This window comes from Moritella sp., from assembly GCF_033791185.1.
Classification (GTDB): Bacteria; Pseudomonadota; Gammaproteobacteria; order Enterobacterales; family Moritellaceae; genus Moritella.
Window position 1 is genome coordinate 1 of the sequence record NZ_JASJHF010000290.1, and the last position, 3,797, is coordinate 3,797.

Annotated in this window: 5 protein-coding genes; 1 reads left to right on the forward strand and 4 read right to left on the reverse strand. The window is 41.8% G+C overall.

Going from position 1 to position 3,797, the window contains the following annotated elements:
• Both QNK26_RS16585 and QNK26_RS16590 read right to left on the reverse strand, forming a co-directional pair.
• Positions 1 to 519 (reverse strand): NAD(P)/FAD-dependent oxidoreductase (locus QNK26_RS16585; protein WP_319225043.1); only part of this gene is annotated, 519 nt, incomplete at its 3' end.
• Positions 512 to 1,627, reverse strand: coding sequence for a class I SAM-dependent methyltransferase (locus QNK26_RS16590; protein WP_319225044.1), 1,116 nt, complete (start codon positions 1,625 to 1,627; stop codon positions 512 to 514). The genes QNK26_RS16590 and QNK26_RS16585, both read right to left, overlap by 8 nt.
• Positions 1,628 to 1,743: 116 nt before the next feature.
• Here QNK26_RS16590 and QNK26_RS16595 point away from each other — a divergent pair, with 116 nt between their 5' ends.
• Positions 1,744 to 2,772 (forward strand): GlxA family transcriptional regulator, encoded by a 1,029-nt coding sequence (locus tag QNK26_RS16595; RefSeq protein WP_319225045.1) that lies wholly within the window; start codon positions 1,744 to 1,746, stop codon positions 2,770 to 2,772.
• Between the two features lie 255 nt (positions 2,773 to 3,027).
• On the opposite strand, the gene QNK26_RS16600 is transcribed toward QNK26_RS16595, so the two are convergent.
• Positions 3,028 to 3,345: a type II toxin-antitoxin system RelE/ParE family toxin gene (locus QNK26_RS16600; protein ID WP_319225047.1), complete on the reverse strand. Its 318-nt coding sequence runs from the start codon at positions 3,343 to 3,345 to the stop codon at positions 3,028 to 3,030.
• Positions 3,311 to 3,568, reverse strand: a complete 258-nt coding sequence (locus QNK26_RS16605) for a type II toxin-antitoxin system ParD family antitoxin (protein ID WP_319225048.1) — start codon at positions 3,566 to 3,568, stop codon at positions 3,311 to 3,313. Before QNK26_RS16605 ends, QNK26_RS16600 begins: the two co-directional genes overlap by 35 nt.
• Positions 3,569 to 3,797: the final 229 nt, after the last annotated feature.

Genomic DNA, 3,797 nt, shown 5'->3' on the forward strand with positions numbered 1-3,797 from the left:
AACCACCAGTACTTTTTTACCTTTGTAATTTTCTATATCACCAAAATCAGCTGCATGGATTAGCTTATTTTTAAATGTTTGTCTGCCCAGCCATTTTGGTATGTAAGGAACACTGTCATAACCTGTCGCAACCACAACGTAATCGGCGATATATATTCCGTTATCAGTATCAATCTTCCAGTTTTTTCCTGATTTATTGATGTGGTTTACTTTGATGTCATAATCTATCGGCACATCCAATTTTTCAGCATACGTTTCGATGTAACTGATAATGCTATCGCGCGAAGGAAAGGCACCCGCAGCTCTTGGTATTCTCATGCCAGGTAACCGGGAAAGAAGGCGATGTGTATTTAGTCGTAATTGTGGATGGCGATGACGCCAGGCATCTCCTGGGCGCTTTGCTTTATCAATAATTCGTACAGAAACACCACGTTGCCATAGCTCATAAGCCACTGCCAATCCACTAATGCCTGCGCCGATTACAATGACATCATCAGTACGTTGATCCTTGTTAACCATGTGACATCTCCTTATGACTTATAAACCATACATTCATAGGATCATGCGGTAACACATGACGCTTGATAGAATGAAAATAAGCGCTTTCCAACATCGCCTGTGCAGTCTCCCAACCCCACATTGTGCCCAGACCTTCGCCTCCTTGACCGATAGAAATCGGCGTACAATGCATGCACGAAATAGAATAAAGCAGCGATGCCATAGGAAAATCTATATTGTTTTCCAGGTGAGCTGATCCACCGATGTCCTGCATTAGATATACGCCTGAGTGTCTTAATGCGCGATGAATACCTTTTACCAGACCTTCAGGATTCTTCTGGTCATGAACCGCATCGAACGATGTGATTAAGTCATATTCATCCTGCTCGTTGAAGGTGGCCATATCCTTTACTTCAAACTTAATATTTTTGAGATCTCGCACTTTTGCCAGATGATTAGCTGCTACGACAGCCTCTTCACAAAGGTCATAACCCGTAAATTGGCTTTGCGGATAACGACCAGCCATAGCGGTTAAGGCGTACCCTTTTCCACAACCGATATCCAAAACTTTTATCCCAATATGTAACTGATCATCAATGCCAGTAATTAACGGTAAAATCACGTCGAACAATGAGCTGACGACGGATTGCTCACTGTCTTCAGACATAATCTGGTGAAAACATGGATAGTCGCCATATTTCGTCCCGCCACCACTCTCAAAACAGCGCAATATATGATCTTGCGCCGCTCCCATTAGCGGAATGAATTGTGCGTATACTGCATAGTTGCCGAGTTCTGCATCACGTGTCAGACATGCTGCATGACTCTTGGGTAAGTGATATGTTTTAAGGCTGGCATCGTAATTTACGATATTGGCTGTTACCATCACCGCCAACCATTCACGAACGTATCGCTCAGCCAATCCCGCTTTATCGGCAATTTGTTGGCTGCTCTCAGGAGAAAGTGATGCCATCAGATCAAATAATCCTAATCTATGGCCAATGGATAACATTACGGACTGTGCACCTGCATTGATAATGTCGGCAGTACGCTCAAGAAAAACCTCAGCAGCTAGGACATCGTATAACGCTTTTTCAACGGGCTCCGTCGCTTCGCTTGTTGTATGCATGTTACTCACCTCGGTCGATAATAATTAATCTGAGGCTCTATGCTATGGCACAATTAAAATGAACGTTAGAGCTTAAATGGACAAAAACAAGCCATATGTGCCATAATCGATTTATTATGCCTGCCAAGCACAAAAAAACGCCCAGTATATGCATTCTTGCCTTACCTGAAAGCTCTGGAGCAGTGCTATACGGTCTGTTTGAAGTACTGTCTGTATTTAACGAGGCATGGGCTCAGATAACAGGAAAAGAGGATCATCTTGCTGAATTTGATGTCAAAATCGTAGCTGAATCTAACGAACCATTTACATGTGTGGGTGGCGTACCCGTTACACCTCATGCATCTTTTACAGATGTAAAACATTCCGATGTGGTGATTATTACCGATCTTGCCGTTGATCCTGATACTAATCACAGTCAACGATGGACAAATATAACGCCATGGCTGAAGGCAATTCACGACGCAGGGGGATTACTCTGCTCTGTCTGTTCTGGCTCAATCTTACTGGCAACAACAGGACTGCTCAAAAACAGACCAGTGACAACTCATTGGGCGTACGCTGACCATTTTCATCAATTTTTCCCCGATATAAATTTAGAGCCAAATCGTATTCTAATACCCGAAAATGATGAATGTCGTATTGTTACTATGGGCGGCATGTCGTCCTGGGAAGACCTTGCGTTATATCTAATGGCAAAGTTCTATGGTGAAGCCACTGCCATTCAAGTTGCCAAATTGTTTTTAATCGGTGACCGCAGTGAGGGACAGCTCCTAATTTCAGCAATGTGCAAACCTAAGCGCCATGAAGACAAGGTGATTGAAAAAATTCAACAATGGGCATCAAACAACTACGATTCACCAAACCCTGTTAGATTGATGGTTAAAAAATCGGGCCTGGCTGAGCGAACATTCAAACGACGCTTCAAAATCGCAACCGGATATACACCTATCAATTACATTCAAACGCTACGAGTAGAAGAAGCAAAACAAATGCTTGAAACCACTTGTGATGCTGTCGACATCATTGCACAACAGACAGGTTATGAAGACCCAACATCCTTCCGACGATTATTTAAACGCATGACAGGTGTTACACCTGGCCGCTACCGACAACGATTTCAGTCAATTAAAAATATAACTGTCTAGCTTGATATTGAAACTATATTCAATTTCAATAAATAAAATATTACATTCCACAAGTTGAAGGTAGATACAGTCGCCAGAATAATTGTCTGTTTACCACTCGTATGCCCATTCCTCAAAGTCCGCTTTAATCAGCTTTTCCACAACCAGAAAAACATCGTTAACGTCCCTTATGTGGTGCTCTGGTCAATTTAACTAAATGTATCGAATGTCGACTTTAAAAATGAACTGATATTTATAATTTTTAGTGCTTCAACCTTATAAATGGCGTTTTGCATCCATGGCATCGTAAAGAATACGTACAATTAAAATATCGTGGTTACGCTTTTTGTAAAAGATAATATGACGTGCATATTCGTGGCGTTGGTATCCTTTTCTTATTTCATCGCATTTTCTACCCATGCTTGGCATATCAGCGAGTAGCTGCAATGTGGTTTTCAAACCATCAGTGTAGATTTGTGCCTGCCGTTTACCGTGTTTTAGTACAGTGTTCTGGTAAATTTCTTTTATTTCTTGCGTTGCTCGTTCCGAGGTGGTGAACTTACCTTGCATGTAAATCGGCTTTTGCTTCGGCAATTATTTCATCGTAACTGAGATTACTCTCCCCGCTTTCTTCACCTTCGATAAGAGCTTGTCTTAAAGCTTCTAGCTTAGTTTGATATTCCACTTCCTCTTCTTCGAGCAATCGTAACCCTGCACGCATAGCTTCGCTTGCTGAGCGAAAACGACCACTTTCTGTTAACTGAGCGATCAAAGTATCAAAATGTTTGCCTAGCTTTACGCTGGTTACTTTTTCCATTGTTGCACCTTAAAAATTGTGGTCACCACTTAACGGTACTACATAGTAATACTTTTTGCAATAAATAGTGCGACTAAAAGTTTTTAGTAAAGAGTCAATATCACAGAATAATCTCCATAATGACCATCCAACGAATGCCTCCTATGTAAGATCATGTCCGCTTTCCTTGATACTCCGCCAAGGTCAGAAATGTGGTGTTCAGCGGGTTCCGTCGCAAATAAGTGAATAG